Annotated in this window: 26 protein-coding genes and 1 pseudogene; 7 read left to right on the top strand and 20 right to left on the bottom strand. The window is 70.7% G+C overall.

Annotated features, from left to right (window positions below):
* Positions 1-114: 114 nt before the first annotated feature.
* The 12 genes from ACFVSL_RS04400 to ACFVSL_RS04455 all read right to left on the bottom strand — a co-directional run bounded on the left by ACFVSL_RS04400 (position 115) and on the right by ACFVSL_RS04455 (position 10,996).
* On the bottom strand, positions 115-363 hold the full coding sequence (locus ACFVSL_RS04400; protein WP_386938821.1) for a hypothetical protein: 249 nt from the start codon (positions 361-363) through the stop codon (positions 115-117).
* Positions 364-480: 117 nt separating this feature from the next.
* Positions 481-3,063, bottom strand: a complete 2,583-nt coding sequence (locus ACFVSL_RS04405; RefSeq protein WP_386938823.1) for an ATP-binding protein — start codon at positions 3,061-3,063, stop codon at positions 481-483.
* A 424-nt stretch (positions 3,064-3,487) separates the two neighbouring features.
* Positions 3,488-4,519, bottom strand: a complete 1,032-nt coding sequence (ccsB, locus tag ACFVSL_RS04410; RefSeq protein WP_386939320.1) for a c-type cytochrome biogenesis protein CcsB — start codon at positions 4,517-4,519, stop codon at positions 3,488-3,490.
* An 80-nt stretch (positions 4,520-4,599) separates the two neighbouring features.
* A complete protein-coding gene (locus ACFVSL_RS04415; protein WP_386938825.1) occupies positions 4,600-6,291 on the bottom strand; it encodes a cytochrome c biogenesis protein ResB in 1,692 nt (563 codons plus the stop codon).
* Positions 6,275-7,030 carry a cytochrome c biogenesis CcdA family protein gene (locus tag ACFVSL_RS04420; protein WP_386938827.1) on the bottom strand — a complete coding sequence of 252 codons (756 nt, stop codon included), beginning with the start codon at positions 7,028-7,030 and terminating at the stop codon, positions 6,275-6,277. Before ACFVSL_RS04420 ends, ACFVSL_RS04415 begins: the two co-directional genes overlap by 17 nt.
* A gap of 1 nt (position 7,031) precedes the next feature.
* A complete protein-coding gene (locus ACFVSL_RS04425; protein ID WP_386938829.1) occupies positions 7,032-7,625 on the bottom strand; it encodes a TlpA family protein disulfide reductase in 594 nt (197 codons plus the stop codon).
* Positions 7,622-8,287, bottom strand: a complete 666-nt coding sequence (locus ACFVSL_RS04430; protein ID WP_386938832.1) for a histidine phosphatase family protein — start codon at positions 8,285-8,287, stop codon at positions 7,622-7,624. Before ACFVSL_RS04430 ends, ACFVSL_RS04425 begins: the two co-directional genes overlap by 4 nt.
* Positions 8,288-8,416: 129 nt before the next feature.
* A complete protein-coding gene (locus ACFVSL_RS04435) occupies positions 8,417-8,755 on the bottom strand; it encodes a hypothetical protein (protein ID WP_386938834.1) in 339 nt (112 codons plus the stop codon).
* A 67-nt stretch (positions 8,756-8,822) separates the two neighbouring features.
* Positions 8,823-9,302: a DUF4265 domain-containing protein gene (locus ACFVSL_RS04440; RefSeq protein ID WP_386938836.1), complete on the bottom strand. Its 480-nt coding sequence runs from the start codon at positions 9,300-9,302 to the stop codon at positions 8,823-8,825.
* Complete coding sequence (locus ACFVSL_RS04445) at positions 9,286-10,248, bottom strand: Dyp-type peroxidase (RefSeq protein WP_386938838.1); 963 nt, start codon at positions 10,246-10,248, stop codon at positions 9,286-9,288. Before ACFVSL_RS04445 ends, ACFVSL_RS04440 begins: the two co-directional genes overlap by 17 nt.
* A gap of 77 nt (positions 10,249-10,325) precedes the next feature.
* On the bottom strand, positions 10,326-10,706 hold the full coding sequence (locus ACFVSL_RS04450; protein WP_386938839.1) for a DUF6984 family protein: 381 nt from the start codon (positions 10,704-10,706) through the stop codon (positions 10,326-10,328).
* Positions 10,688-10,996: a hypothetical protein gene (locus tag ACFVSL_RS04455; RefSeq protein WP_386938841.1), complete on the bottom strand. Its 309-nt coding sequence runs from the start codon at positions 10,994-10,996 to the stop codon at positions 10,688-10,690. The genes ACFVSL_RS04450 and ACFVSL_RS04455 overlap by 19 nt, the downstream gene beginning before the upstream one ends.
* Positions 10,997-11,189: 193 nt before the next feature.
* Between ACFVSL_RS04455 and aspS the strand changes: the two genes are divergently transcribed.
* From aspS to ACFVSL_RS04470, 3 genes are read left to right on the top strand one after another with little or no spacing between them, the layout of a single operon-like run.
* A complete protein-coding gene (gene aspS / locus ACFVSL_RS04460; RefSeq protein ID WP_386938843.1) occupies positions 11,190-12,539 on the top strand; it encodes an aspartate--tRNA(Asn) ligase in 1,350 nt (449 codons plus the stop codon).
* A 54-nt stretch (positions 12,540-12,593) separates the two neighbouring features.
* On the top strand, positions 12,594-14,294 hold the full coding sequence (locus tag ACFVSL_RS04465; RefSeq protein ID WP_386938845.1) for a SulP family inorganic anion transporter: 1,701 nt from the start codon (positions 12,594-12,596) through the stop codon (positions 14,292-14,294).
* A gap of 9 nt (positions 14,295-14,303) precedes the next feature.
* Entirely contained in the window at positions 14,304-15,224 is a 921-nt protein-coding gene (locus ACFVSL_RS04470; RefSeq protein WP_386938847.1) for a formylglycine-generating enzyme family protein, read from the top strand.
* A 363-nt stretch (positions 15,225-15,587) separates the two neighbouring features.
* Here the strand turns inward: ACFVSL_RS04470 and ACFVSL_RS04475 are convergent, their stop codons facing one another.
* From ACFVSL_RS04475 to ACFVSL_RS04505, 7 genes and pseudogenes are all read right to left on the bottom strand, one after another.
* Positions 15,588-17,219, bottom strand: a complete 1,632-nt coding sequence (locus tag ACFVSL_RS04475) for a SulP family inorganic anion transporter (protein WP_386938849.1) — start codon at positions 17,217-17,219, stop codon at positions 15,588-15,590.
* Between the two features lie 4 nt (positions 17,220-17,223).
* On the bottom strand, positions 17,224-18,144 hold the full coding sequence (locus ACFVSL_RS04480; protein ID WP_386938851.1) for an HAD family hydrolase: 921 nt from the start codon (positions 18,142-18,144) through the stop codon (positions 17,224-17,226).
* A gap of 76 nt (positions 18,145-18,220) precedes the next feature.
* Positions 18,221-20,563 (bottom strand): arylsulfatase, encoded by a 2,343-nt coding sequence (locus ACFVSL_RS04485; RefSeq protein ID WP_386938852.1) that lies wholly within the window; start codon positions 20,561-20,563, stop codon positions 18,221-18,223.
* A gap of 115 nt (positions 20,564-20,678) precedes the next feature.
* Complete coding sequence (locus ACFVSL_RS04490) at positions 20,679-21,641, bottom strand: Rieske 2Fe-2S domain-containing protein (RefSeq protein WP_386938854.1); 963 nt, start codon at positions 21,639-21,641, stop codon at positions 20,679-20,681.
* A gap of 80 nt (positions 21,642-21,721) precedes the next feature.
* A pseudogene (locus ACFVSL_RS04495) lies at positions 21,722-22,207 on the bottom strand (NAD(P)/FAD-dependent oxidoreductase); the annotation flags it as partial.
* Positions 22,208-22,274: 67 nt separating this feature from the next.
* Positions 22,275-22,544: a glutaredoxin family protein gene (locus tag ACFVSL_RS04500; RefSeq protein WP_386938856.1), complete on the bottom strand. Its 270-nt coding sequence runs from the start codon at positions 22,542-22,544 to the stop codon at positions 22,275-22,277.
* Positions 22,545-22,625: 81 nt separating this feature from the next.
* Positions 22,626-22,724 carry a 30S ribosomal protein bS22 gene (locus tag ACFVSL_RS04505; RefSeq protein WP_003792170.1) on the bottom strand — a complete coding sequence of 33 codons (99 nt, stop codon included), beginning with the start codon at positions 22,722-22,724 and terminating at the stop codon, positions 22,626-22,628.
* 157 nt (positions 22,725-22,881) lie between these two features.
* Here ACFVSL_RS04505 and ACFVSL_RS04510 point away from each other — a divergent pair, with 157 nt between their 5' ends.
* Positions 22,882-23,391 (top strand): GNAT family N-acetyltransferase, encoded by a 510-nt coding sequence (locus tag ACFVSL_RS04510; protein WP_386938858.1) that lies wholly within the window; start codon positions 22,882-22,884, stop codon positions 23,389-23,391.
* Between the two features lie 55 nt (positions 23,392-23,446).
* Positions 23,447-23,929 (top strand): DUF1772 domain-containing protein, encoded by a 483-nt coding sequence (locus tag ACFVSL_RS04515; RefSeq protein WP_386938860.1) that lies wholly within the window; start codon positions 23,447-23,449, stop codon positions 23,927-23,929.
* 7 nt (positions 23,930-23,936) lie between these two features.
* Here ACFVSL_RS04515 and ACFVSL_RS04520 read toward each other — a convergent pair whose 3' ends face one another.
* Positions 23,937-24,353: an ArsR/SmtB family transcription factor gene (locus tag ACFVSL_RS04520; RefSeq protein WP_386938862.1), complete on the bottom strand. Its 417-nt coding sequence runs from the start codon at positions 24,351-24,353 to the stop codon at positions 23,937-23,939.
* Between the two features lie 73 nt (positions 24,354-24,426).
* Between ACFVSL_RS04520 and ACFVSL_RS04525 the strand changes: the two genes are divergently transcribed.
* Both ACFVSL_RS04525 and ACFVSL_RS04530 read left to right on the top strand, forming a co-directional pair.
* Positions 24,427-25,869 (top strand): TrkH family potassium uptake protein, encoded by a 1,443-nt coding sequence (locus tag ACFVSL_RS04525; protein ID WP_386938864.1) that lies wholly within the window; start codon positions 24,427-24,429, stop codon positions 25,867-25,869.
* Complete coding sequence (locus tag ACFVSL_RS04530; protein ID WP_376941983.1) at positions 25,862-26,530, top strand: potassium channel family protein; 669 nt, start codon at positions 25,862-25,864, stop codon at positions 26,528-26,530. Before ACFVSL_RS04525 ends, ACFVSL_RS04530 begins: the two co-directional genes overlap by 8 nt.
* Positions 26,531-26,543: the final 13 nt, after the last annotated feature.

A 26,543-nucleotide genomic window follows, 5' to 3' on the forward strand; every position in this document is an offset into this window, starting at 1 on the left:
GGACTCGGTTAATGCAAGCGTTTGCAGTCGGGATGATCAATGATGACGCGAGAACATGGTCCGCCGACGTGGCCGAAGTGCAATCGCTGTCACTTCGACCTCGACGGGCCCGGTTCAGAGCAGGCGAGCGAACGCCCCGGTCCGGAACTGCTCCTCGCGCAGGCGGCGCGCCTCGTGGCGCAGCTGGTGGAGCCGGGTCTGCTCGTCCCGGTCGAGGGTCTGCGCCGCGCCGCGGCTCTGCACGGTGCGGGTCAGGACGGTGCGGCTCGCGTCGGCGAGCCGGCGGGCGAGCCGGCCGAGCCGTGTCGAGCGTCGGGTCGGGCGGATCGTCGTGACGACGGATCCGGCGAGTGCGGTGTTCATGATGGTCCCCTGTCGGTGACGGTTCCCGCCTCCGCGGGCCGTGATTCCATCCCACCGCGGGGCGCTCTCCGGCGAATCGGCGAGCGCTACCGAGATCGGCGGCCCGCACTACCGAGATCAGTCGGCCAGCAGCTCGCGCTCGTGGGCGATGCGCACGGCGTCCTGCCGCGAGGCGACCCCGAGCTTCGCGAGCACGGCGGCGACGTGGCTGTCGACCGTGCGCACCGAGACGACGAGACGGTCGGCGATCTCGGCGTTCGTGAGTCCCTCGGCGAGCAGCCGCAGTACGTCGAGCTGCCGGTCGGTGAGGCCCTCGGGGTTGCGGCGGGTGACGCTCGACGGCCCGCGGGGAACGCTGCGGACGCCGCGGTCGCGGAGCTCGGACCTGACCCGGCGGGCCAGCGGTGCCGCCCCGATGCGGTCGAGGATCGCGAGCGCCTCCACCAGGTCGGCCGGGTCGGGGCTCTCGGCGAGCGCGGATGCCTCGTGGTAGGGCGCACCCGCCGTGCGCCACGCCTCGGCGGCGGCGCGCCAGTCGCCGCGGGCCTGCATCGAGAACGGATGCGGGTCATCGACCTCGACCTCGACCTCGTCGCCCGCGCGCCGCAGCAGGTAGGCGAGCTCGGCGCGCAGCGCCCGTGCCTCGCGGCGATCGGCCTCGTCGAACTCGACGCGCGCGATGGCGCGCGCCGCCTCGAGGTCGCCGCGCAGCAGCGCCGCCTCCGCCCGGGCGGCCGCGACCGGTCCCCGTCGCTGCAGTTCGCCGAGCTCGACGGCGAGGCGGTGGGCGGCGTCGAGGGTCTCGTCGGCCCCGTCGTCGCCCCGCCGCGCCGCGACCGTGCCGGCGACGGTGAGCGCCACGCAGCGGGCGTGCGGCATGCCGGGCGGCGGGTCGACGAGCGCGAGCGCGTCGTCCCAGCGGGCCCGGGCCAGGTCGAGCCGGGCCTGCTCCATGCGCTGGTAGGTCGCGAAGCCGATGAACTCCGAACGCTCGGTCAGCTCGAGCGCGCGCGAGAGGTGCCGCTCGGCCTCGGCGAGCCGGTACTGGTCGAGCAGCGCCCACACGAGGTTCACGAACGCACGCGCCGCGTCCTCGATGTCGTCGACCGACAGGGCGGCCTCTGCGGCTTCGAGCAGCTCGTCGACGCCCTCCTCGCGGCCGATGAACAGCAGGCCGGTGCCGTGGTTGTTGAGCGCGTGCGAGAGCACGCGGCGATCGCCGGTCTCGCGCGAGATGACGATCGCACCGGCGGCGAGGTCGAGCGCCCTCGGGGTGTCGTGGGCGAGCAGCGCGAGCTGCGCCTCGTTGCTGAGCGCCATCGCGTGGAGGCTCGGATCGCCCGCACCCGAGAGCACCGCCGACGCCTCGCGGGCGGCGGCTTCGGCGTCGGCGCGGTGGCCGTCGAACCAGTCGAACCGCGAGAGCCAGCGCAGGCTCGCGCCGAGCCGGCGGGCGTCCCCCAGCTCGCGACGCATGGCGACGGCGCGTTGCTGCGCGTCGACTGCCGCACTCGCCGCCCCGATCGTGTACGACTCGATGGCGAACTCCTCGGTCAGTTCGACGAGCTCGGCCGCCGCATACCGGTCGGGGTGGGCGAGCGCCGCCGCGTAGTGGGCCGCCGCCTGCCGGTGCGCGCCGGAAGCCGCGGCATCCCGCGCGGCGCGCGGCGCCCACTCGACGATCGCGTCGACGTCGCCCGCGGCACCGGCGTGGTGCACGAGTCGCGCGGGGTCGGCTGCGCCCGACTCGAGCAGTGCGGCGAGCACCGCGCGTTCGAGCTCGATGCGGCGCGATGCCGGCAGGCCGTCCACGACCGCCCGCCGGGTGAGCTCGTGGCGGAACCGCACGCCCTCGGGCCGCACGTCGAGCAGGCCGCCCTCCTCCGCCGCGCGCAGCGCCCCCGCCGAGCCCGGAACGAGCCGCGCGAGCAGCTTCGCGTCGACTGCCGAGGGCACGACCGCCAGCTGCTCGACGTGCTCCTGCGTCTGCGGGTCGAGCCGCCGCAGGCGGCCCGTGACGGCGTCGACGACCGTCTGCGGCACGCCCGATTCGTCGGCCGAGGCGATCACCTCGCGCACGAAGTACGGGTTGCCCCCGGTCGTCGCGAACACGCGCTCGGCGTCGAGACCGCTGCCGGCGATGAGCGCGCCGACGGCGTCGGAGCTGAGGCGGTCGGGGGCGAGCCGTCCGACGCGGTCGCCGTGGCCGAGGTCGCCGAGCAGCCGCCCCAGCGGATGGTCCCGCTCGAACTCGTCGCGGTAGGTGACGACGAGCGCGGCCGGCAGTTCGTCGATGCGGCGTGCGAGGAACCGCAGCGCGTCGAGCGTGGCCTCGTCGGCCCAGTGCGCGTCCTCGACGACGAGCACCGTCCCGGTTCCGTCCGAGAGCTCGTCGCGGAGTGCCGCGAAGATCTCCTCGCGCTCGCCGGCCCGCAGGGCCTCGCCGAGCCGCGGACCGACCGACGACTCGAGGTCGCGGAGCGGCCCGAGCGGGCGCGGCGTCGACATCGCGTCGCACGACCCGAGCAGCACCCGGACCCCTGCGGGCGGATCCGCCCGCAGCGCGTTCACGAGCGTGCTCTTGCCGATGCCCGCCTCGCCGTGCAGCAGCACCACGCGCCCGCGGCCCATCGACGCGTCGTTCGCCGCGACGCGCAGCTCGTCGAGCTCGCGATCCCGCTCGAGCAGATCCCTGCCCATGCAGCGATCGTGCCCGCCGCGTGGCGGCGCCGCAACCCTCGCGAGAAGCGCACGCACGACGGCATACTGCCGCTCACTGGATGCTGGATGCTCGGTGCTCGGGCTCGGGCTCGGGCTCGGGCTCGGGCTCGGGCTCGGGCCTCGGGGCTCGGGGCTCGGCCCGAGGAGGGTCGAGTCCGCGCCGTTACGTCACTGAGTCGCTCCTGGCATCACCGGCTTCGGCCCGCGCCGCGCCGCCTACGTCACTGAGTCGCATCCGGCATCGGCGATGCCAAGGGCGACTCAGTGACGTAGGCGGCATGAGGGACGCCCCGGGGACAACAGCACGAGTACCGAGTACCGAGTACCGAGTACCGAGAACCGAGAACCGAGAACCGACCGAACCGGAGCTGAACGCGGCCGACGGTTGCGCGAGTGCGGGGGCTCAGAGACCCGAGTAGGCGTGCAGTCCCTTGAAGAAGAGGTTCACCACGGTGAAGTTGAAGAGCACCGTCGAGAAGCCGATGATCGCGAGCCAGGCCGAGCGCGAGCCGCGCCAGCCGCGCGTCGCACGCGCGTGGATGTAGCCGGCGTAGACCACCCAGATGATGAAGGTCCACACCTCCTTGGTGTCCCAGCCCCAGTAGCGGCCCCAGGCCTTCTCGGCCCAGATCGCGCCCGCCATGAGGGTGAACGTCCACATGATGAAGCCGATGATGTTGACCCGGTAGGCGAGGTTCTCGAGCGAGACCGCGTCGGGCAGGGTCGCGAGGAAGCTCGCCTTCACGGCCTTCGCCGAGGCGATCATCGCCTCGCGGCGGGCCTGCATCAGCTGCACGACCGAGAGCGCGAAGCCGAGCGCGAAGAAGCCGACCGAGGCGCTCGCGACGAACACGTGGATCACGAGCCAGATCGACTGCAGCGCCGGCGGCAGCGGGATGGGGCTCACGTAGAAGTTGATGGTCGCGATGCCGAGCAGCACGAGCACGAGGCCCGTGACGAAGGTGCCGAGGAACCGCAGGTCCTGCTTCACGACGACGAGCACGATGAGGAACACCGTCGTGATGATGAGCGTGCCGGTCAGGGCGAACTCGTACATGTTGGCCCACGGCACGCGGCCCGCGGCGAGGCCGCGCAGCACGGTGCCCGAGAGGTGCAGCAGCCAGGCGAGCACCGTCATCGCGACGCCCACGCGCAGCGCGGGCGAACGCCCGTAGGCGATGGATGCCCCGGCGCCCGGGCCGCCCGCGGCGCCGAGCTTGATCTTCGCCGGCTGCGCGGGCCCTGCGGCTGCGCCGCCCTCGGCCGCCTCGGCCGCCGCGCTCGCCTTCGCCGCCGCCGCGGCCTGGAGCACCCCGACCGGCTCGGGCGTCTCCGCCGTCAGCTCGGGCGAGGCATCCGACGCGGCCGTGGCCGCTGCCGAGCGCTTGGCGAGGTCGATCGAGAACGCGATGAACGCGATCGCGTACACGACCATGGCCGAGTACACGCAGAGGATGGAGATCTCGTCGAGCTGCACCGTTCTACCTTACGTCGAATGCGGGGTTGGTCTGGGGGTTACTTGGAATCGCCGGCTTCGGCGGCTGGCGCGGGGCCGGCGTGCTTGTCGGCGAACGCCGTCACGGCATCCTCCAGCGTCGGGTCCTCGCCGCGGGCGAGGCCCGCGTACTCGAGCACGACACTGCCGTCTGGCTTCGTGATCGCCTTCACCCACAGGCGGCGGCGAGGCACGAAGAGCGAGACGAGCAGCCCGCCGAGGATGAGCGCCGCGAACACGAGCACCCAGATCTGCGTCGGGTCGTGGTGGATGTCGAAGCTCGCGAAGCGCGGCACGCTGTTCGAGTAGTCGCCCTCGGCGGCGTCGGGGTCGGCGTTCTCGAACGTCACGGTGCCGAGCCCGTTCGGCAGCTCGGTCGTCTCGCCCGGCATGAGCTCGATCGAGTCGACGCCGGTGTCGCCGCCCGTGAGCTGCTCCATCGTCGAGGGGTCGAGCGTGTACACCGAGGTGGGCTTGCCCTCGTTGATGCCGAGGTCGCCCTGGTACACGTTGAGCGTCAGCACCGGGTAGACGAGGTCGGGGTAGGTCGAGGCGTACGCGCCCGTGTCGAGCGTCTCCTGCGTCGGGTAGAAGAAGCCGACCATGCCGAGCTGCTCGTCCATGCCGTCGGGCACCTTCACGACGCCGATCGAGGTGAGGTTCGCGTCCTGCGGCAGGAACGGCACCGAATCGGTGAAGACGACGTCGCCGTCGGCGTTGCGCACCGTGATCGTCGGGGCGTAGCCGTTGCCCAGCAGGTACACGTCGGTGCCGTGCGTGTAGAGCGGCTCGTTCACCTTGACCGTGCGCTCGACCGGCTCCTCGTCCTTGCCCTCGACGGTCACGTGCGCCGTGAAGTCGATGGGCTGGCCGAAGGCCTTGCGGTTCTCGATCTCGTAGACCGCGTCGAGCTCCTCGAGCGAGAGCGAGTACGGCTGCAGCCGGGTGTCGTCGAAGAAGCGCCCCGGGTTGAACGAGTCGAAGGCGGCGAGCGTGTTGACGAAGCTCTGCCCCTCCACGATCACCCGCTGGCCCGAGAACCCGAATCCGCCGCCGAAGCCGACCGCGACGAGCACGCCGAGCAGCGCGGTGTGGAAGACGAGGTTGCCGGTCTCGCGCAGGTAGCCGCGCTCGGCCGAGACCGAGAGCACCCCGCGCTGCTCGTACCGCTCGACGCGGTACCCGGCCTGGCGCAGCTGGGTGGCCGCGGCGTCGATCGCCGTCTCGGCGTCGATGCCCTCGGGGGCCGTGCGCTCGGTGTAGCCCGCGAGCCGCGCGAGACGCGCGGGCGTGCGCGGCGGCCGGGCGCGGAGCGCCTCGAAGTGGTGCTTCGTGCGCGGGATGATGCAGCCGATGAGCGACACGAACAGCAGCAGGTACACCGCCGAGAACCACGCCGAGGTGTAGACGTCGAACATCTGGAAGCCGTCGAGGATCGGCGCCAGCGTCGGGTTGTCCTCGAAGTACTGGGTGACGCCGTTGGGGTCGCTCGAACGCTGCGGCACGAGCGAACCGGGCACGGCCGCGATCGCGAGCAGGAGCAGCAGGAGGAGCGCCGTGCGCATGCTCGTCAGCTGCCGCCACGCGAAGCGGAGCCAGCCGACGAATCCCAGCTTGGGCTGGTTGACGGAGGACTCGGCGCCGTCGGGCTCGGCCGAGTCGATGTGGTCGGCCGGGCGCGAGGGCGCACCGGGGTCAGATCGGGAGGTCAAAGCCCGTGATCACCGCCTGCAGTTCGTACATCCAGATGGACCAGATCCCCGACACCATCAGCACGCCGATGACGATGAGCAGCGCGCCGCCCACGAGGTTCACGACGCGGATGTGCTTGCGGAGGAAGGCGAGCGAGCCCGTCACCCAGCCGAAGCCGGCCGCGACGAGCAGGAAGGGGATGCCGAGGCCGATGCAGTAGACGAGTCCGAGCAGCACGCCGCGCCACGCCGAGGCCGAGTCGGCGCTGAGCGTGAGCACCACCGCGAGGGTCGGGCCGATGCACGGCGTCCAGCCGATGCCGAACACGACGCCGAGCAGCGGCGCACCCGCGAGGCCCGTCGCGGGCCGCCAGCTCGGCTTGAACGTGCGCTGCATGAAGCTGAACTGCCCGACGAACACCAGGCCCATCACGATGAGCAGCACGCCCGCGACGCGGATGATGACGTCGGTGTACTGCATGAGCCACGCCCCGGCCACCCCGGCGACGAGGTTGAACGCGACGAACACGACGGTGAACCCGGCGACGAAGAGCAGCACGCCGAGGAGCAGCCGCCGACGGTTGCGGCGCTCCTCCGCGGCGTCGGCCGAGGCATCCGTGAACCCGCCGAGGAAGCCGAGATACCCGGGCACGAGCGGCAGCACGCACGGCGAGAGGAACGAGATCAGGCCCGCCGCGAGTGCGATCGGCACCGCAGCGAGCAGCTGCCCGCTGAGCACGACCTCGCCGACCCCGCCCACGCTACGCCTGCTCGGCGAGGAGGTCGTCGATGATCGACGAGAGGATCGAGGCCTCTTCGAGCTGGCCGAGCACGCGGGCCGCGACGCGGCCCTCCTGGTCGAGCACGATGGTCGTCGGCACGGCCGCGGGCGGCACGCGCCCGGCGAAGGCGAGCTGCACCTCGCCCTCGTTCACGTCGAGGATCGAGGGGTAGGTGACGCCGTAGTCGTCCTCGAAGGATGCCGCGGTGCCGGCCTGGTCGCGCACGTTGACCCCGACGAATCCGACCTTGTCGGGGTCGACGTCGGAGTAGACGTCCTCGAGGATCGGGGCCTCGACGCGGCAGGGGGCGCAGCCCGCATACCAGAAGTTGACGACCTGCACCTGCCCCGAGGCATCCGCGCTGTCGTACTGCTCGCCGTCGACCGTCTCGCCCGCGAACTCGATCGGCTCGCCGCGGTCGCCCTGGTCGTAGACCGAGATCGTGCCGTCGCCGGCGATGTAGTTCTTGCCGCTGCCTTCGCGGAACTGGTCGGCGAGCGGGTCGCTCGCGCAGCCCGTGAGGGCCAGCATCGAGGCCACGGCGACCGCCGCGACGAGTGCACTCTTCTTCACACCGCTCCAACGTCCGTCGCCTGTGCGGCGAGCCCCGCCGCGGGATCCGTGTAGCCGACCTCGACGAAGCGGTGCCCGGCTGCGCTGCCGGCGACGCCCTGCATCTCGAGGGTCGTGATGCTCGACAGCGCGCAGCGACGTCGCCGCGGGTCGTGCGAGAGCCGCTCGCCGGCGAGGTGGCGGTGCACCATCCAGATCGGGAGCTGGTGGCTGACGATGACGACGTCGCCGCCGTCGGCCGCGTTCCACGCGTCCTGGACGGCAGCCATCATGCGGGCGGCGATCGAGCCGAAGGGCTCGCCCCAGCTCGGCTCCCACGGGTTCACGAGCAGGCCCCAGTTTCGGATGTCGCGGAGCGCCCCGCCCGGGCCGCGCATGCGCTTGCCCTCGAAGCGGTTCTCGGGCTCGATCACGCGCTCGTCGAGCGTCGGCTCGAGGCCGAAGGCCTTCGCGATGGGCTCGCCCGACTGCTGCGTGCGCTGCAGCGGCGAGGTGATGAGCGCCGAGACCGGACGGCCCCGCGCGACGAGCTCGTCGGCCGCGGCCTTCGCCATCAGGCGGCCGAGATCGCTGAGCCCGTAACCCGGGAGACGACCGTAGAGCACGCCCTGGGGGTTGAACACCTCGCCATGGCGCACGAGATGGATCTGCTCGGCCGGCACGGGTTCCAGTCTAGAGAGCCGGTTCCTTTGAATCCGCCGAGTATCCGGCGCTGCTCAGGGGTCCGTCGGTCGAGGAGCGCCCGACGAAGGAGGGCGCGTATCGAGACCACCGTTACCACACCGTCGCGGTCAATCTCCGGCTTCCGAAAACAGAAGCCAGATCGCATCCGGCTCGCTCGGGTCATTGGACCAGACCTCGACTTCAACGGCCTTCGGAGTCGTCGTGGAAAGCAGAACATCCGAATCGACCGTACAGATCGCCAACCGCCCGGAAGTGTTCAGCGTTCCCGTCCATCGCCGTACGAGCTCGGACTCAGCCGGAAGGTTCGCCAGCTCAGCGAAATAGACCTCGGTCTCACCGTCGAACTCCGACAAGGTCCCGATCGCGAGACTGGATGTCGTCGATGCAATCGCATTGCTTCCCAGCGATTCGGGCAACTCGCCAGAAATGGGGTCGAGCACGAGCAACAGGCTCCTCGTCGGCGCAATGCGAATCCGCTGAATCACCGAGTCCTCCGGTTGAGATCCGATCCCATCACGCAGTCTTCCCGGTCTCGTACTCCAGCCAAGCGTTCTGCTCCCGATCATGCAGGTAGTCGGCGATCGCCTGAGCGTGCTCGGCATCACGGGCGTCGACCGCGAACATGCTCTGCGACGACCACTCCACGAGCGCGCCGCGCTCCGCGAGCCCGAAGACGACCTCGTCTCGATATCTCAACCTCGCCTCCTCGAAGTAGGCGCGGAACACGTAGCGGCCCGAGGCCGCGCTCACCCGCTCCACCTGATACCCGGAATCGACCTCGACGATGTCGCCGAGCGCCAGGTCGTAGACGAAGAACGGGATGCAGCAGATCATGAAGTGCGTCTCGTCGACCTTGCGCGCCCAGAGTTGCTCGCTTGTGACATCCGTATCGGACGAATCGATCTCGACCCCGATGATGAAGTCCGCGCGGTCGCGCCAGATGGGGTCACGATGAACCGCTTGCCGATTTCGCCCGCTAATCGGCCACCCCATTCGCCAGCCCCTCCAACAACTGCAGCGACGGCACGAAGAACGTCGTGCCCGTCGCGGCGGTCGAGACGTCGAGGAGTCGGTCGTAGTAGCCCGGAGGGTCTCCGAGGAACATACGCTGCAGCATCCGTTCGATCACCCACAGCCGGCGGGTGTAGCCGATGAAGTAGGTGCCGTACTCGCCGGCCGCGGGGCTGCCGAACGGCATGTTGTCACGCAGGATCTCGAGCTCGTTGCCATCGTCGTCGGTGATCGTCGCGAGGGTCTTGTGCGCGCGCTGCGGTTCGGTGTCGTCGAGCTCGATGTCGTCCGCCTTACGGCGGCCCATCACGGCCTCCTGCTGTTCGGTCGTCATCGCGTTCCACGTGGCGAGATCGTGCAGGTACTTCTGCACGACGACGTAGCTGCCGCCGGCGAACGCCTCTTCCTCGTCGCCGATGAGGGTGGCGTCGGCCATGCCGCGCCCGGTCGGGTTCGCCGTGCCGTCGACGAAGCCGAGCAGGTCGCGCGCATCGAAGTACCGGAACCCGGTGACCTCGTCGACGACCTCGACCGAGTCGCCCAGCTGCTCGAACAGCAGCCGCTCGAACTCGAAGCAGAAGTCGGGGCGCTCGGCGCGGATGTGGAACAGGAGATCGCCGGGCGTCGACGGCGCGGTGTGCTTCGGGCCGTCGATCGCGACGAAAGGACGCAGCTCGGCGGGCCGTTCGGTGCGACCGAGCCGATCCCACGCTGCGGATCCGATGCCGACGATGCACGAGAGGTTCGCACCGAGATCGCGGAACCCGACCGACTTCACGAGGTCGTCGATGCCCGCGACGACGTCGAGCGCTGCTCGGAGCTGCTCGGGTCGCGGGCCGATCTTCACGACCAGGAACACGGCCGATCGCGAGAGCGGGGCATCGACCTGCTGCGCGTCGAACGGGACTCGGCGGCCTGCGGCATCCATCGTGTGCTCCCCCTACGTCGGCGACGACCTTGCGGCCACCCTAGGAGATCGCCGTCGGCAGCGACACACTTTCTCGATCACATCCGCAGTGTCGGCCACGAACGCACGGCGGTGAAGTCGGCCTTGAAACTGTCCAGCTCGTAGAGGTCGCCGAACTGATCCGCCGTCAATTCCACCGAAACCGGTACCCCGTCAGTGTCGATGAACTCGTCGGTCACGACACGCGAAGCACGGCGCCTGCTTGGCCTCATCGACGCGAACCGAAGGCTTCCCATCCCTCCATCCGACAGTGGACCGACCTTCGCGGAAGTCAGTCCGCGGACTCTGTCATCGTCCCCGACTCGCTCCAGCAGCCGCACGAGATATCGGTGTTCATCCAGGGTCAGAGATCGAGGCTCCCCTTCGGGCGCACCCGCCCCTGCCGTCCGCCTTTGGCCGTTCACAGGTTCGACGTCCACGTCATCGGGTTGTCGCGGAGCGCCGAGTTGCGCTGGGCGAGCCCGGTGAAGCCCACCGTTCCGAGCAGCAGCGGCGCCGGGACGGTGAGCACCCAGAACGAGCCGAGTGTGAGCGTACCCGCGATGCCCTCCGAGATGAGCCACACGATGATCGGCAGGTAGGACACGGTCGCGACGACGCCGGCCACGATGAGGAAGAGCCGAACGCGGCGAGCGCGCAGCGGGGCGTACTCGTCCACCTCGACATCTCTCGCGCGCTCCTTGCGACGGCGCTGTCCGCTCGAACCCATCTCACCCGAATCTCTTCGATGCCGGCGACCGGATCCCTTGCGCAGGATGAGCGGACCACCACTCTCGCATGCGGAGGTGCCGGCGCGCTCGTCCTGTTCGAGCCCGGCATCGGCGGGGTCTCGAACGCTCCTTCGTCGCTCCTCGACCACCGGGCCCGCCGGCACGAGAAAGCCGCAGGTAGGATGGACGATCGTGAACAACCGCACCCTCGTCAAGAACCTCGCCGCGCTCCCCGACGGCCCCGTCACCGTGTCCGGATGGGTCGAGACGGTTCGCGATCAGAAGAAGGTGCAGTTCGTCATCCTGCGCGACGAGTCGGGCGCGGTGCAGGTCGTGAACCCGGCCACGCGCGAGCTCGACGAGAGCCAGCAGGGCGACGCCGAGGCATCCGCCCGCCTGGCGACGACCGAGGCGATCTCGGGCCTCGCCCACGGCTCGTTCATCACCGTGACCGGCGAGCTCAAGCACGACGAGCGCGTCAAGCTCGGCGGCATCGAGGTCAAGCTCGCGACGCTCGACGTCGTCACCGCGGCCAACCCCGAGACGCCCATCGCCGCCGACTCGAGCCTCGACAAGCGCATGGACTGGCGCTTCCTCGACCTGCGTCACCCGAAGCAGAACCTCATCTTCCGCATCCAGACGACGTTCCTGCACGCGCTGCGCGGCGTCTGGGTCGAGAAGGGCCTCATCGAGATCCAGACCCCGAAGCTCATGGCCTCGGCCTCCGAGTCGCGCGCCGAGCTCTTCGAGGTCGACTACTTCGAGGGCAAGGCGTACCTCGCGCAGAGCCCCCAGTTCTTCAAGCAGATGGCCCAGGCCGCGGGCTTCGGCGGCATCTTCGAGGTGGGTCCGGCCTTCCGCGCGGACCCCTCGTTCACCTCGCGCCACGCGACCGAGTTCACCTCGGTCGACACCGAGATCAGCTGGATCGACTCGCACGAAGACGTCATGAACCTCCACGAGGAGCTGCTCGTCGCGGGCTTCCAGGCGGTCGTCGACAAGCACGGCGCCGAGATCCAGGAGCTGTTCGGCATCGAGCTCCAGGTGCCGAGCCGGCCGTTCCCGCGCATCCCGCTCGCCGAGGCCAAGCAGATCGTCGCCGACCACGGCTACGTCATCCCCCGTACCGACGCCGACATGGACCCCGAGGGCGAGCGCCAGATCTCGGCGTACGTCAAGGAGACCTACGGGCACGACTTCGTGTTCCTCACCGACTACGCGTCGAGCATCCGGCCGTTCTACCACATGCGCCACGAGGGCGACCCGAGCCTCACGAACTCGTACGACCTCATCTACAACGGCGTCGAGATCTCGACGGGCGCGCAGCGCGAGCACCGCATCGACGTGCTGATCGAGCAGGCGCGCGACAAGGGCATGGACCCCGAGGAGCTCGAGTTCTACCTCGACTTCTTCCGCTACGGGGTGCCGCCGCACGGCGGCTTCGGCATGGGCCTCGCGCGCGTGCTGATGCTCATGCTCGACGAGCACTCGATCCGCGAGACGACGTACCTCTTCCGCGGCCCGACGCGCCTGACGCCGTAGGCGGCCGAGCGGCGGCATCCCCGATAGCGTGAAGCCACGCGAAGGGGGTTCCGCATGGCTCGACGACTCGCCACGACGCTCGGCCAGTGGTTCCCCCGCCCGTTCGCGGGGCTGACGCGCAAGAACCTGCTGCGCGAGGCCGGCGCGGGGGTGACCCTGCTGGCGATCGCCGTGCCGCTCAACATCGGCTACGCGCAGATCGTCGGACTGTCGCCGACGGTGGGCCTGTACGCCCTCGTGCTGCCGCTCATCGTGTGGGCGCTCACGGTCTCGTCGCGACAGCTCGTCGCCTCGCCGGATGCCGCGGCGGCCGCGCTCATCGCCTCGTCGGTCGGCGGGCTCGCCATCGCGGGCACGGGCGACTACCTCTCGCTGGTGCTCGCGCAGACGGTGCTCTGCGGCGGGCTGTTCCTCCTGGCGGCGGTGTTCCGGCTCGGGTTCCTCGCCGACTTCCTCTCGAAGCCGATCCTCGTCGGCCTCCTCGCCGGCCTCGCGCTCGACATCCTCGTCGGCCAGGTGGCGAAGATGCTCGGCATCTCGGTGCCGGCCGGGGGCGAGTTCTTCGAGAAGCTCGTCGCCCTCGTCACGGGGCTGCCGTCGACGAACGCCTGGTCCGCGGCGATCGCGGCCGGATGCCTCGTGGTGCTGCTGCTCGGACGACGTCTCGCCCCCACCGTGCCGTGGGCGCTCGTCGTGCTGGTGCTCGCGACCCTCGTCACGACGTTCGGCGGGCTCGCGACGAAGGGCGTCTCGACGCTGGGCCCCGTCGAGGGCGGGCTGCCGACGTTCTCCTGGCCCGTCGTCGACTGGTCCGACTGGGCTGCCGTCGCACCGTCGGCGGTCGCACTCTTCCTCGTCGGGGCGGGCGAGGGCCTGCTCGTGTCGCGCGCGTACGCCGACAAGCGCGGGTACCGGGTCGACGCGAACCGGGACCTGTTCGCCTTCGGGCTCGCGAACGTGGCCTCGGGCACCACGGGCAGCTTCGCGATGGGCTCCTCGACGGCTCGCACGGCCGCACTCGACGAGGCGGGCTCGCGCACCCAGTTCCCCGCCATCGTCGCCGCACTCGGCGCGACCCTGCTGCTGCTCTTCGGCACGGGCCTCCTCGAGGACGTGCCCGGCCCGGCGATCGGCGCCGTGCTCGCCGTCGCCGTGCTGCCGCTGCTCGGCATCCCCGACTTCGCGAGCCTCTGGCGGCGCGACCGCGCGGAGTTCGCCATCGCGGGGGTCTGCTTCGGCGTCACCGTGGCGTTCGGGTCGATCGCCGGCATCACGATCGCGTTCGTGCTCGCCCTCGTCAACCTCGCCCGTCGCGCGGCGACCCCCGACATCGACGTGCTCTCGCTCGACGAGTACGGCGCCTCGTCGGCCGAGGGCCTGCCGACGGGGCGCACCACCGCGCCGGGCGTCATCGTCGTGCGGCTCGCGGCACCGCTCTTCTTCGCGAACGGCACCGTCTTCCAGGACGCGGTGCAGCGCGCGGTCGAGTCGGCCGAGGAGCCGGTGCAGCACGTCGTCTTCGACATGGAGGCCGTGAGCGACGTCGACGTCACGGGCGCCGAGGCCTTCGAGCGCTTGCGCTCATGGCTCGTCGATCGCGGCATCGAGGTGCGCTACAGCCGGCTGCGCCACGAGACGCGCGACCGGATGGAGCGCCTCGACCTGCTGCACGGCGAGGCGGTGCACCAGAGCAACCGCGAGGCGCTCGCCGCGCTCGGCGCGCGGCCCGGCGGGTCGACCCCGTCGAACCCGTAGGCTCGGAGCATGGTCGACGTCACCCCGCTCATCCGCATCGAGGGCGGCACGTTCCGCATGGGCTCCGACGAGTTCTACGCCGACGAGACGCCCGTGCACGAGCGCTCCGTCGACGCGTTCGAGCTCGAACGGCACCCCGTGACGAACGCGCAGTTCGCCGCCTTCGTCGAGGCGACAGGCTACGTGACGGTGGCCGAGCGTCCCCTCGACCCGGCCGACTTCCCGGGTGCCGACCCCGCCGAGCTCGTGCCCGGCGGACTCGTCTTCACCCCCACCTCCGGCCCGGTCGACCTGCGCGACTGGCGCCAGTGGTGGCGCTGGGGCGCCGGCGCGAGCTGGCGGCGCCCCTTCGGCGCCGACGGCCCCGACGCCCTCGCCGAGCGCCCCGCCCACCCGGTCGTGCAGGTGAGCTTCGAGGATGCCTCCGCCTACGCCGAGTGGGCCGGCCGTCGCCTGCCCACCGAGGCCGAGCTCGAGTTCGCCGCGCGCGGCGGGCTCGAGGGTGCGCGCTTCGCCTGGGGCGACGAGGAGACGCCCGACGGGCAGGTCATGGTGAACCGCTGGCTCGGGCACTTCCCCTACGAGACGACGGTCGGATTCGCCGGCACCTCCCCGGTCATGAGCTTCCCGGCGAACGGCTACGGCCTCTTCGACGTCACCGGCAACGTGTGGGAGTGGACGACCGACTACTACACGCCCCGCCACCAGGTGCCCGGGCAGCAGCCGGTCGACGCCGGTGCCCGCTCGAACCTGCTGGCCGCGGCATCCGCCGAACCCGGTTCGCGCATCCCCCGCCGGGTGCTCAAGGGCGGTTCGCACCTCTGCTCGCCCGAGTACTGCCTGCGCTACCGCCCGTCGGCGCGCTCGCCCCAGGCCGACGACACGGCAACGACGCACATCGGCTTCCGCTGCGCGCGCACTCCGGGCTGAGCTGCGCCTGCGCGCGCCCCCTCGCACCGCACGGCACCGCACCGCACCGCATCGCATCGCAGCGCATCGCCAAGGTTCTCTCCAGAGCTCTGCCAGTTCCGCCTCATCGTGAGGCGGAACCGGCAGCGCTCGAATGCGACTCCGACTCGACGCGAGACCAGCCGCCGGAGCCGACTCCCGGCACGCCAGTCGTCCGAACGCGGTTGAGCGTGAAACGGGTCCTCGACGAGCCGGGGTTGTGGATGCCCCGGGGCCCGAGCAGACTCCGCAGCGCGACGGCCGCGCCCGAATCCAGGTGCGGATACCCCCGAGCCGACCCCGTGGCGCGCCGGTCGCACCGAGTCGGCTGCGCCGGCCGCCACGTCAGTCGATCGGACCCGCGACCGCGTCCTCGAGCGTCGGGTAGACGCGTCCGTCGCGCTCGAGCCCGGCGAACCAGCGGCCGCGCCGCGACATCGCGGCGCCGCCCTCGGGCACCGCGGCGAGGCGCAGCTCGACCCCGAGCCCGGCGAGCTCGCGGTCGAGGTCTGCCAGCGCATCGAGCACCGTGACCGAGACGACCTCGAGTCGGGTGAGCTCGAGCGCGACCGAGGTGATGCCCGGGTTCGCGCGCGCCGCGTCGATCACGGCGTTCTCGTAGGCGAGCACGTTCGCCGTGTAGAGGGGGCCGAGCAGGCGCACGGGCAGCACGCCGTCGCGCGGCTCCGCCGCCTCGAGGCGCACCCGGTTGAGCTCCTTCAGCACGACGATCATCGTCGCGATGATGCCGACGGCGACCGCGAGCAGCAGGCCTGCGGTCAGGCCGACGATCGCCGTCGAGACCGCGATCCAGAAGTCGTTGTGGCTGATGCGCCAGAACCTCGCGAGCGCCCCGATGTCGATGAGGCCGACCACCGCGACGAACACGAGCGAGGCGAGCGTCGCCTGCGGCAGCAGGCTCAGCACCGGCCCGAGGAACAGCGCGACGAGCACCGCGAGGGTCACCGTGACGAGCGTCGAGAGCTGCGTGCGGGCGCCCGCGCCCTGGTTCACGGCGCTCTGCGAGAACCCGCCCGCCGACGGCAGCACCTGGAAGAACGAGCCGACCGTGTTCGCCGCGCCGGTCGCGAAGAGCTCCTGGTTGCTGTCGATCTGCGGCTCGCCCGGCTTGCGGATGCCGCGAGCGACCGCCGTCGACTCGAGGAACGCCATGATCGCGATCGCGCCCGCGCCGGGCAGCATCGGGACGACGTTCGCGAAGCTCGGCAGCTCGAAGGCGGGGAAGCCCTGCGGCACCGGCGAGATGAGGTCGACGCCCTGCTGCTCGATCGGCGTGAACGCGACGAGCAGGATGCCGACGGCGACGACGATGAGCGGGCCCGGCACCTTCGGCAGGAACGCCTTCAGCAGGAACAGCGCCGCGATCGACCCCGCCGAGAGCAGCACGGTCGTGAGATGCGCCGACGGCAGCGCCTCGAGCGCGGCGAGGATCGAGCTGAAGAAGCCCTCCCCCGACGCGTTCTCGGTCTCGCCGAGCAGCTTCGGCAGCTGGCCGACCGCGACGGTCGCGCCGACGCCGATCTGCACGCCGACGATCGTCGCGCGCGAGATGTTCTCGACGAGCGAGCCGAGCCGCGCGAAGCGCGCGATGAGCAGGATCACGCCGACGATGAGGGTCAGCGCCATGAGGTCGGGCACCGGGTCGTCGGAGCCCGCGGCCACGCCCGCCGCGACGAGCGTCGTCGCCGTGAGCGTCGCGATCGTCGACGTCGTGGAGACGCTCATCGCGCGCGATCCGCCGAGCATCGCGTACACGAACATCGGCACCATGCACGTGTAGAGGCCGATCTGCACGGGCAGGTTCGCGATCGTGGCGTACGCCATGGCCTGCGGCACGACGACGGCGCCGGCCGACAGCCCCGCGAGGATGTCGGCGCCGAGCCATCCGCGCTGATACCCGGCGAGGGTCGGGAAGAGTCGCACCCGGCGGGCGGCCGGGGTCGAGGTCGAGGTCACCGGGTCACTGCTCCGGGTGGATGCGCGACCAGTCGCGCTTCACGCTCACGACCGTGTACCCGCGCTCGGATGCCTCGGCGAGCGCCCGGTCGGCGCCCTTGTCGTAGGGCGGGTCGCCGCCGGTGTCGTCGTCGTGGTGCACGAGCAGCGCGAGCCCGCCGCCCTTGCGGGTGAAGTCGAGCATCGGCTGGTCGCCGTTCGAGTTGCCGCCGGCGATGAGCGGTCGCCGGCCGATGCGGCTCCAGATGCGCACGGGCTTCTCGGGCCCGTCGTCGAAGAAGTCGAGGCCCGCCGTGTAGCGCACGTCGCCCGACTCGGCGTCGTAGGCGAGGCCCAGCGCCGAGCCGACCACCCGCTCGGGCGGGATGCCGTAGTACTGCTCGGTCATCGGCCGCATGAAGTCGCGCTCGCCGCCCGAGACGATGTACACGGTGAAGCCGTGCGTCTCGAGGTAGCGCAGCAGCTCGACCATGGGCGCGTAGACCGCGTCGGCGTAGGGGGTTCCGAGCGTCAGGTGCTTCGCCGTCTCGTAGAACTCCGACACCGACGCGGCGTAGTCTTCGACGCTCATGCCCGCCGTCACGCCGACGAGCGAGCCGATGAGCACCTTCAGGTCGCTGTCGTCGCCCTCGTAGTGCTTGTCGACGGCACCGCCGAGCCACGCGTAGTCGCCCGTGACGGCCGCCTTGTACGGCTGCCGGTCGGCGAGCGAGGGATCGGCCTCGGCCTGCGCCTTCCACTGCTGCACGATGTAGTGCAGCTGCGTCGGCATGGGCTTCTCGGTCCACAGCGTGCCGTCGTTGTCGAAGACCGCGACGCGCTCGCGCTCCGGCACCGCGTCGGCGCCCGTCGTCACGCGCTCGACGAAGTCGACGATCGCGGCCCGGGTCGGGGTGTCGGCCCAGGAGGGCAGTTCGTTCGGCATTTCCGGTCCTCTCACGAGACGGCGGCGGGGACGCCCGGTACCGGGACCCCCGCCGCCATTCTGGCAGTGCGCTCGCTCAGTCGCGCGCCATCGCCGCCGCGAGGTGCGCCTCGAGGTCGAGGTACGCGTCGTCGGCGATGTCGAACACCACGCGCGCGATCTCGCCGCCCGTGAAGTCGAAGCCGTAGCCGTACAGCGACGACACCGGGTCGGCGCTGTCGCGGCCGATCGTGAGCCCCTCGCCGCAGAGCGAGAAGTGGCCGAGCACGGTGCGGATCGGCTTCTCGCCGACCTGCTGCTCGTCGATGTAGAGCTTCACGGGCCCGGTGGCCTCGCGGTACTCGCCCGTGCCCTCCTTGACGAACTCGACGCCGATGATGTGCCTGCCCGACGTCGGGGCCGGTGCCGAGACCCGGTCCTCGGGCGGGATGCCGAGGAAGTTGTACACGTAGTGGATCTGCCCGTCCTTCACGACGAGCGCGTGCCCGCCGAAGCGCGAGCCGTGCGCGAAGACGACGCCCTCGGTCTCGGGGGTGAAGTCGATCTCGGCGGCGATCTTGTACGAGACGCCGTGCACGTTCGCCGCACTGCGCTCGGGGATCTCGCTCGTGCCCGGGTAGTAGACGAACCGGCCCGACGGCGGCGCCGGCTGGTGGAACTCCATGTGGACGAAGGTCTCGAAGTCCTTCGGGTTGCCGATGATCTGCAGGTCGTTCAAGGGCAGCACGTTGTTCTTCTTCGCCTCCTCCATCCAGAGGGCCTTGAGCTGCTCGAGCTTCTCGGGGTGCTGGGCGGCGAGGTCGTTCGACTCGGAGCGGTCCTCCTCGGTGTGGTAGAGCTCCCACACGTCGCCGGGGAAGTCGCCCTTGCCGCTCACGGGACCGTGCACGGTGACGGCCTTCCAGCCCTCGTGCCAGATGCCGCGCTGACCGAACATCTCGTAGTACTGGGTCTGCTTGTTCGTCGGGGCGTCGGGCGCCGCGTCGAACGACGGCACCATCGAGACGCCCGAGAGCGGGGTCTGCTCGACGCCGTTGTAGGTGTCGGGGAACGCGACCCCGCACGCCTCGAGGATCGTCGGCACGATGTCGGTCGAGTGGTGGTACTGGTGACGCACCTCGCCGCGCGCGGCGATGCCCTTCGGCCACGAGATCACCAGCGGGTCGGCCACGCCACCCTGGTACGTGTAGCGCTTGAACATCTTGTACGGCGTCGAGAACGCCGACGCCCACCCCGTCGGGTAGTGGTTGTACGTGTCGGGCGAGCCGAGCTTGTCGACGAGCTTGAGGTTCTCCTCGAGCGAGTCGGGGTAGCCGCCGAAGATCTTGCCCTCGTTGACCGAGCCGTTGGGCGACCCCTCGCCCGAGGCGCCGTTGTCGGCGCAGTAGATGACGATGGTGTTGTCGAACTGGCCCGACTCCTCCAGGTAGTCGATGATGCGGCCGACCTGCGCGTCGGTGTACTCGCTGAAGCCGGCGTACACCTCGGCCATGCGGCTGAACATCGCCTTCTGCTCGTCGCTCAGCGAGGCCCAGGGCAGTACCTCGTCGGTCTGCGAGAACGTGCCGTCGGGCATCGGGTTGAGCTCGGTGAGCGCGGTGTCGGCGGGCAGGATGCCGCGTTCGATCATGCGCGGCAGCACCCACTCGCGGTAGGCCTCGTAGCCGTCGTCGAACTTGCCCTTGTACTTCGCGATGTACTCCTCGGGCGCGTGGTGCGGTGCGTGGTTCGCGCCGGGGCAGAACCACAGGTACCAGGGCTTGCCCGGCTCGGTCTGCTTGACGTCGCGGATCATCTTGAGCGCCTGGTCGGCGAGGTCCTTCGACAGGTGGTAGCCGTCCTCCGGCAGGTACGGCTGGTCGATGTAGCGGTTGTCCTCGGCGAGCGAGGGGTACCAGTTGTTGGTCTCGCCGCCGATGAAGCCGTAGAACCGGTCGTAGCCCTGCGCGAGCGGCCAGTTCTTCTTCGAGGCGCCCGCCGTCCACTCGTCGATCGGCACGTTGTGGTTCTTGCCGACCCAGAACGTCGACCATCCGGCATCCCGCAGCAGGTGCGCCATCGTCACGTTCGACGGCGGGATGTGGGAGTTGTACCCGGGGAAGCCCGTCGACGACTCCGAGATCGTCGCGAAGCCGTTGAGGTGGTGGTTGCGCCCCGTGAGGAACGTCGAGCGCGTCGGCGAGCACAGCGCCGTCGTGTGCCACTGCGAGTACGTGAGCCCGTTCTTCGCGAGCCGCTCCATGGTCGGCATCTCGATGCCGCCGCCGTACGGCGACCACGCGGCCATGCCGGTGTCGTCGTAGAGCACGACGAGCACGTTCGGCGCTCCCTCCGGCGCCTTCTCGGGGAGGAACGCGCCCCAGTCCCCCTGCGAGTCGCGAACGTCGAGTTCGATCTTGCCCTTGAATTCACGCGCCACGGCGTTGTCCCCTTCCAACGAGCGAGGGCAGACCCGTGCCCCCGTTCGTCACCCTAGCCATTGGTTCGCGGCGGGCGCCACCGCTTCACGGCGAACTCCCCATGATGAGGAGCACTCAGCGGCCGGCGACGTCGCGGCGCGAGCCCGCGCGCAGGTCGCGCGTCGCCGGCCCTTCGATCAGGCGGCCGGATGCCTCGAACCGCGAGCCGTGCAGCGGGCAGTCCCAGCTCGACTCCGCGTCGTTCCAGCGCACCACTCCCCCGGCGTGCGGGCACACCGCGCACACGGCCGTCGTGCGTCCGCCGACCGTCGAGACGCCGTACGGCACCCCGCCCCGATGCACCACGACGCCCTCGCCCTCGGCGGGGCGCGCCGCCGGCGCGGGGCGGCCCAGCGCGTCGGCCCACCCCGACACGAGCTCGCGGCCGACCGCCGCGTTCTCGACGACGCCTCGGGCGAGGTCCGACGGCGCGGTGGTCCGCGTGCCGAGCACCTGCACCCACGGGCGGTGCTCGCGCCACGGCTCGCCGAGGATCTCGGCGCTGATGCGGAGCCCTGCGGCCGCGCCGTTCGTGAGACCCCACTTGGCGTAACCGGTCGCGATCCAGATGCGGCGGCGGCCACGTGGCATCCGGCCGACGAAGGGCACGAGGTTGAGCGACTCGTAGTCCTGCGCCGACCAGGCCGCCACGAGCGAGGCTCCGTCGAAGTACTCGTTCGTCCAGGCGACGATGCGCTGGGCCTCGACCCGTGTCGACGCGACCCTGCCGACGGGGTGGCCGCCGCCGCCCACGAGGAGGAGCGGCGGGCCCCCGGTCGCGACGTCGGGCGTCGTCCTGATCGAACGCGTCGGCGCGTCGACCGAGAGGAAGAGGCCCTGCGCCGGAGGCTCGGCCACCCGGAACGCCGCGAGGTACGACCGCGAGTGACGCGTCTTCGCGAAGTAGAGGCCGCGGCGGAGCATCGGGGCCGCGGTGGCGACGACGACCGCTCCGCCCCTGATGGGGCCGTGATCGGTCGAGACCGTCGCCGGACGGCCGGCTCGCACGCCCCGCGCACGCACTCCGGTGACGAGCATTCCGCCGAGCCGGGTGAATCCTCGGCGAGCGCGTCGGCGAGCACCACCGGGTCGAGGGCGAGCTGGTCGGCGAGCGACACCCCGCCCGCGAACGGGAACGGCACCGGCAGGCCCTCGACCCGCTCGACCGGCAGGCCCGCCTCGCGGGCGGCGGCGAACTCGGCATCGACCCGTCGCAGGCCCCACGCGTCCTGCGCGTAGCTCACCGCGGGTTCGACGGCGAACGGCACGTCGTGCTCGCGGGCGAAGTCGGCGATCCATCGCTGCCCGTCGAGGTTCGCCTCGACGTAGGCGCGCGTCACGTTCGCCGAGTGCGCCCGCCTGATGGTGCTGAGCCTCGCGCCCTGCAGCACGGTCGCCTTGCCCGTGTTGCCGCCCGAGGCGAGCGCGGCGACCCGTCGCGCCTCGATGAGCGCGACCGAGCAGCCCTCGCGCGCGAGGATCACGCCCGTGACCAGTCCGGTGATGCCGGCGCCGATGACGACCGCGTCGAAGCGGCCGCCGGGCAGGCGGTCGGAGCCGACGGCGACCGGCGCGTGCGATTCGGCGCTCCAGATCGAGATCATGCCCCGAGTCAAGGCGGGAGCGTCGCGCCCGGCAAGCGGGTTGACAGTCGGGCGACCGGCCTCGCGGTCAGCCCTTCGCGCAGAGCGCGGTCTTCAGCCGTACCGGGTCGACCCGCCAGTACGTGTGCACCTCGCCGTCGATGAGGAGCACCGGGATCTCCTCGGCGTAGCGCGCGCGCAGCGCCTCGTCGTCGAGGATCGACTGCTCGTCGAGCGAGATCCGCCGCGCGGCATCCTGCTCGAACTCGGCGACGACCGCCTGCACGACCTCTCTCGCATCGTCGCAGAGATGGCAGCCTGGCTTGCCGATGAGGGTGAGCTGGATGTCTCGGGCCATGCTCCGATCGTACGTCGCCCGAGGACAGCGAAAAGCGCCGAACCCCGGTGGGGCTCGACGCTCAGCTGCAGTCGCGAGCGACTACTTCTTGTTGCGACGCTGGTGGCGCGTCTTGCGAAGAAGCTTGCGGTGCTTCTTCTTCGCCATGCGCTTGCGACGCTTCTTGATGACGGAACCCATCAGAACCTCACAGAAAGATCGTGCCGGCCGCGCGTGCCGCAGCCGAAAGGCAGAATGCCTCGGAGTAGTCTAGCGGATTCGCGGAGCGTTCTCGTCCGCGTGCCCGACGGCCCCGGCCGGCACGTCGCACGACGCCGTCACCCGCTAGCGTCGAGGGATGCACAGCCCCGAACTCGTGATCCGCTCGACGACCGCCGGCGACTGGCAGGCGGTGCGCGCACTGCGCCTCGAGATGCTGCGCGACTTCCCCATCGCGTACGGCGAGACGCTCGAGCACGCGCTCGACGTCGACGAGGAGGGATGGCGCCTGCGCGGCGCCCGCGGCGAGCGCGCCGACCAGGCCGTGAAGGTCGCGGTCGACGGGGCCCGGTGGGTGGGCACGATGGCGGGCTACATCCCGGATGCCACGACCGGACCGATGCTCGTCGGCGTCTACGTCGCCCCCGAGTACCGCGGCGATGCCGCCGGCGTCTCGCGGATGCTGCTCGAGGCGGTCGAGGGCTGGGCGCTCGGGCACGGCGACACCCTGCGGCTCGAGGTCCACGAGACGAACGCGCGGGCGATCCGGTTCTACGAGAAGCTCGGCTTCACGTTCACCGGGCGCAACCGCCCCTACGATCTCGCCCCCGGCGGCCTCGAGCTCGAGATGATCAAGCCCCTGCGCTGATCGCGCACGCGGGCGCGTTTTCCGCACCGGGCGCGCGGTCGGGCAGACTGGCACGATGAGCGCCGCCGCCACCGTCCTGCTCGTCATCGCCGTCGTCGGCACCGGTCTCGTCTCGGGGGTCTTCTTCGCCTTCTCGGGGTTCGTGATGCAGGGACTCGACCGCCTCGCGCCGGCCGACGCCGCGCGGGCGATGCGCGAGATCAACGTGACCGCGGTACGCGCGCCGCTCATGCTCGCGATCTTCGGCACGGCGCTGCTGCTGATCGTCGTCGCGACCATGTCGTTCTTCGGCGCGTACCCGGCCGGCGCGTGGTGGATCGTCGGCTCGGCCGTGGTCTACCTCGTCGGCGTCGTCGGCGTCACCGGCGGCGCGAACGTGCCCCGCAACAACCGGCTGGCGGCCGCGCCCGAGTCCGATGCGGGCGCGCTCGGCACGGCGTGGCGCGAGTTCCGCCCGGCCTGGACGGCGTGGAACCACGTTCGCTGGCTCGCCTCGGCGGCTTCGTGCGCGGCCCTCGTCGTCGCGCTGCTCGGCTGAGCGGGCGCTACTTGCGCTTGACGACCTGGGTGACGTCGGCGAAGACCTTGCCGATCGCCGAGGCGAAGGCGCGCTGGTCGTCGTTCAGCGAGGCCTCGTGCGCCTCGGCACCGGCGAGCATCGCGGCGTCGGCCGCGGCATCCGACGACATGAAGGGGATCAGCCAGTCTTCGAGGGTCTCGAGCGGCGCGCGATCGAGCCGGTAGTACCGGTGCTGGCCCTCTTCGCGGACGCTCACGAGACCCGACTCGCGCAGCACCTTCAGGTGCTTGGAGACGGTGGGCTGACTGGTTCCGAGGGCCGCGACGATCTCGGAGACGCTGATCTCGCCGCCCGACTGGGGCACCGCCGACTCGCGTTCGAGCAGCACGGCGAGGATGTCGCGTCTGGTCGCGTCCGCCACCACATCGAAGATGTCAGCCATGCCCCAAGGGTAGCCACTCGCAGCGGGGAGTACCATGACTCACGCGTTCGGTGACGGCACATGAGGGGGGTCGATGCGCGCACAGCGGGTGGCCCGCCTCGGTCGAGTCGATCGGCGGTCCTGGCTCGGGCGGCTCCGTGATGCCGTGGACGCACTCGTCAAGAGCTCGCCGTCGCGGTTCGCGATCCTCGTCTTCGCAGCGCTCATCCTGCTGTTCACGCTGCTCTTCTCCCTGCCGATCGCGAGCGCCGACGGCCGCATCACCCCGCTCCACGACGCGCTGTTCACGGCCGTCTCGGTCATCTGCGTCACCGGCCTCGCGACCGTCGACATGGCGACGTACTGGTCGCCCTTCGGGCACGGGCTCGTCTACCTCGGCGTGAACATCGGCGGTGTCGGCGTGCTCACGCTCGCGACGACCCTCGGCTTCGTGATCTCGCGCCGGCTCGGGCTGCGCGCGAAGCTCATGGCGGCGAGCGACACGAACCCGTCGCGCATCCACGTCGGCCCGGTCGCCGAGCGCCAGGCGGTGCGTCTCGGCGAGGTCGGCGGGCTGCTGTTCACCGTCGCGATCAGCGCGTTGGTCATCGAGGCCGCGATCGCGGTCGGCCTGATGCCGAGCATGCTCGCCGCCGGCTACGACGTCGGGCACTCGATCTGGTACAGCCTCTACTACTCGGCGATGGCGTTCACGAACACGGGCTTCTCGCCGAACCCGGGCGGGCTCCTCCCGTTCGAGCACGACTACTGGATGCAGTCGCTGCTCATGATCGGCGTCTTCCTCGGCAGCCTCGGCTTCCCGGTCATCTTCGCCCTCGCGCGCGCCTGGAAGCAGCCGCGCAAGTGGAGCGTGCACGTCAAGCTGACGCTCACGACGACGGTGATCCTCTTCGTCGCGGGCGCGGCGATGTTCCTCCTGCTCGAGCACGCGAACCCGAAGACGTACGGGCACCTCGACGCGGGGCCGACGATCTTCCAGTCCTTCTTCATGTCGGCGATGACGCGTTCGGGCGGCTTCGCGACGATCGACATGCACGACCTCTACGGCTCGAGCCAGCTCGTCAGCAGCATGCTCATGTTCATCGGCGGCGGCTCCGCGTCGACCGCGGGCGGCATCAAGGTGACGACGCTCGCCGTGCTGTTCCTCGCCGCCTTCGCCGAGGCGCGCGGCAATCCCTCGATGGAGGCCTTCGGCCGCCGCATCCCGCGCGACATGCTCCGCCTGTCGGTGAGCGTCGTGCTCTGGGGCGCGACGATCGTCGCCGGCGCGTCCATCGCCATCCTGCAGATCACGAAGGCGCCGTTCGAGAACGTGCTGTTCGACGTGATCTCGGCGTTCGCCACGTGCGGACTGTCGACCGGGCTCACCGCCGAGCTGCCGCCCGAGGGCGTCTACGTCATGGCCGCGACGATGTTCATGGGCCGAGTCGGCACCGTGACGCTCGCCGCCGCGCTGGCCGCGAGCCAGCGCCGCCAGCTGTTCAAACGACCGGAAGAGAGGCCCATCGTTGGTTGACAAGATCAGACACGACGCCCCGGTGCTCGTGATCGGCCTCGGCCGGTTCGGCGCCGCCACCGCGGGCCAGCTCGACCGCCTCGGCCGCGAGGTGCTCGCGGTCGACACCGACGAGGCCCTCGTGCAGAAGTGGTCGGAGCGGGTCACCCATGCGGTCGTCGCCGACGCCAAGAACATGGACGCGCTCAAGCAGATCGGCGCCCAGGACTTCTCCATCGCGGTCTGCGCCGTGGGGTCGTCGATCGAGGCATCCGTGCTCATCACGGCGAACCTCGTCGACCTCAAGATCCCGCAGATCTGGGCGAAGGCGATCTCGGCGTCGCACGGCAAGATCCTGCAGCGCATCGGCGCGAACCACGTCATCTACCCCGAGCGGGAGGCGGGCGAGCGCACGGCGCACCTCGTGTCGGGCCGCATGCTCGACTTCATCGAGTTCGACGACGACTTCGCGCTCGTGAAGATGTACCCGCCGAAGCCGATCCGCGGCAAGAACCTCACCGAGTCGGGGGTGCGCTCGAAGCACCGCGTGACGGTGGTGGGCGTGAAGAGCCCCGGCAAGCCGTTCACCTACGCGACCGAGAACACGGTGGTGTCGAACCACGACCTCATCATCGTGTCGGGCACCGAGGGCGACATCGAGAAGTTCGCCGCGCTCGAGTGATTCGGTCGATCGA

Origin of the sequence: Agromyces sp. NPDC058064 (assembly GCF_042885275.1) — a bacterium.
GTDB lineage: Bacteria > Actinomycetota > Actinomycetes > Actinomycetales > Microbacteriaceae > Agromyces.

Excerpts from the sequence above, each read along its gene's own strand:
- ACFVSL_RS04400 (WP_386938821.1), bottom strand. The coding sequence starts at position 363 with ATGAACACCGCACTCGCCGGATCCGTCGTCACGACGATCCGCCCGACC.
- ACFVSL_RS04405 (WP_386938823.1), bottom strand. The coding sequence starts at position 3,063 with ATGGGCAGGGATCTGCTCGAGCGGGATCGCGAGCTCGACGAGCTGCGC.
- ccsB (WP_386939320.1), bottom strand. The coding sequence starts at position 4,519 with ATGGTCGTGTACGCGATCGCGTTCATCGCGTTCTCGATCGACCTCGCC.
- ACFVSL_RS04440 (WP_386938836.1), bottom strand. The coding sequence starts at position 9,302 with ATGGGGTGGCCGATTAGCGGGCGAAATCGGCAAGCGGTTCATCGTGAC.
- ACFVSL_RS04445 (WP_386938838.1), bottom strand. The coding sequence starts at position 10,248 with ATGGATGCCGCAGGCCGCCGAGTCCCGTTCGACGCGCAGCAGGTCGAT.
- ACFVSL_RS04455 (WP_386938841.1), bottom strand. The coding sequence starts at position 10,996 with ATGGGTTCGAGCGGACAGCGCCGTCGCAAGGAGCGCGCGAGAGATGTC.
- ACFVSL_RS04465 (WP_386938845.1), top strand. The coding sequence starts at position 12,594 with ATGGCTCGACGACTCGCCACGACGCTCGGCCAGTGGTTCCCCCGCCCG.
- ACFVSL_RS04470 (WP_386938847.1), top strand. The coding sequence starts at position 14,304 with ATGGTCGACGTCACCCCGCTCATCCGCATCGAGGGCGGCACGTTCCGC.
- ACFVSL_RS04480 (WP_386938851.1), bottom strand. The coding sequence starts at position 18,144 with ATGCCGAACGAACTGCCCTCCTGGGCCGACACCCCGACCCGGGCCGCG.
- ACFVSL_RS04490 (WP_386938854.1), bottom strand. The coding sequence starts at position 21,641 with ATGCTCGTCACCGGAGTGCGTGCGCGGGGCGTGCGAGCCGGCCGTCCG.
- ACFVSL_RS04500 (WP_386938856.1), bottom strand. The coding sequence starts at position 22,544 with ATGGCCCGAGACATCCAGCTCACCCTCATCGGCAAGCCAGGCTGCCAT.
- ACFVSL_RS04505 (WP_003792170.1), bottom strand. The coding sequence starts at position 22,724 with ATGGGTTCCGTCATCAAGAAGCGTCGCAAGCGCATGGCGAAGAAGAAG.
- ACFVSL_RS04510 (WP_386938858.1), top strand. The coding sequence starts at position 22,882 with ATGCACAGCCCCGAACTCGTGATCCGCTCGACGACCGCCGGCGACTGG.
- ACFVSL_RS04515 (WP_386938860.1), top strand. The coding sequence starts at position 23,447 with ATGAGCGCCGCCGCCACCGTCCTGCTCGTCATCGCCGTCGTCGGCACC.
- ACFVSL_RS04520 (WP_386938862.1), bottom strand. The coding sequence starts at position 24,353 with ATGGCTGACATCTTCGATGTGGTGGCGGACGCGACCAGACGCGACATC.
- ACFVSL_RS04525 (WP_386938864.1), top strand. The coding sequence starts at position 24,427 with ATGCGCGCACAGCGGGTGGCCCGCCTCGGTCGAGTCGATCGGCGGTCC.